Annotated in this window: 1 protein-coding gene; it reads right to left on the reverse strand. The window is 74.9% G+C overall.

The features are described 5' to 3' along the window. Positions 1-20: 20 nt before the first annotated feature. Positions 21-1,283, reverse strand: coding sequence for an SLC13 family permease (locus ACFXB5_RS53695; protein ID WP_385223372.1), 1,263 nt, complete (start codon positions 1,281-1,283; stop codon positions 21-23). Positions 1,284-1,570: the final 287 nt, after the last annotated feature.

Raw genomic sequence — 1,570 nt, forward strand, 5'->3', positions numbered from 1 at the left:
GTGTCAGCTTCCGGTCGGCGTCAGCTTCCGGTGACCCTCAGCATCGCCCACATCGCCGCCGTCGCCGCCACCACGGTCGCCGGTGCGGTCAGCAGCCCCAGGCGGGTGAACACCCCCAGGTCGGAGCCGTTCTCCGGGTCGTGGCGGTGGACGATGCGCCGCCACAGCAGGGTGGCCAGGGAGCCGACATAGGTGAGGTTGGGCCCCAGGTTGACGCCGATCAGCACGGCGAGCACGGGCCCGGGGCCGCCCCCGGAGGCGATCGGCAGCAGCGCCAGCACGGCGGGCAGGTTGTTGATCAGGTTCGCCAGCACCGCCGCGACCGCCGCGATCCCGAGCAGCGCGGGCAGGCCCGCCCCGGTGGGCAGCACCTGGTCCAGCGCCCCCTGGAGGCCGCCCGCCAGCACGGCCTGGACCACCACCCCGAGCGCCAGCACGAACAGGCAGAACAGCGGCCCGATCGCGCCGACCGCCTCCCTTACGGTCGCCCGGCGGCGCCGCAGCGCCCTTACGGTCAGCACGAGAGCGCCCGCCCAGGCCGCCCACTGGGGGTCCAGGCCCGCCAACGAGGTCCCGACGAACCCGGCGAGGGTCAGCAGCAGCACGGTCACCGCGAACACCGGCACCCGGGGCCAGTCGGCGGGCGGGGGCTCGCTGGTCCCCGCGGCCAGATCGTCGGCGAAGAAGCGGCGGAAGACCAGGTACTCGATGCCGATGGTCACCAGCCAGGCGGGCCCCATCAACACGGCGAACCGAGTGAAGGAGACCCCGCCGGCCTCCAGGGCGAGCAGATTGGTGAGGTTGGAGACCGGGAGGAGCAGGGACGCCGAGTTCGACAGATGGGCGCAGGCGTACACATGCGGCCGGGACCGCGCCCCGAGCCGGGCCGCCGTGGCGAACACCACGGGCGTGAGCAGCACCACGGTGGCGTCCAGGCTCAGCACGGCGGTCACGGCGGCCGCGACGGCGAACACCCCGCCCAGGAGCCGGTCCGTACGCCCCGCGCAGGCCCGCGCCACGGCCTGCCCCGCCGCCTCGAAGAGCCCCTCGTCCGCGCACATCCGGGCCAGCAGCAGTACGGCGGCCAGAAAGCCCACGACGGGCAGCAGTTCCCGGGCCTCCGCCCAGGCCCGGGAGGGCGAGACCGCCCCGATGGCCACCACGATCCCGGCGGCGGGCACGGCCGCGACCGCTTCCGGCAGACCCCGGGGCCGTACCACCGCGAACGCGAGTACGCCGAGGAGCAGGACGACAGCGAGGGTCTCGGCGACGGCGGTACTCAGAACAAACTCCGGCGAAGGGTGCGATCAACACACCCATGATGCGGCATCGTGCGCCGCGGCCACGCTGCTCAGCCGGTTCGGGTGGGAGGCCGACGGGTCGTGACGCCTGCGGCGGGCCGCTCCCCTCCCCGCCCCTTCCCGATACCAGGGGCTCCGCCCCTGGACCCCGCGGGTCCCACGCGGCGGAGCCGCATATCGACGCCGCGGGAAGCGGCGAAGCCCCGGGGTCCGGGAGGCTGGGGCAGAGCCCCAGGGTCCGGGGGCTGGGGCAGAGCCCCCGGGCTGTC

This window comes from Streptomyces sp. NPDC059455 (assembly GCF_042750115.1).
Classification (GTDB): domain Bacteria; phylum Actinomycetota; class Actinomycetes; order Streptomycetales; family Streptomycetaceae; genus Streptomyces; species Streptomyces endocoffeicus.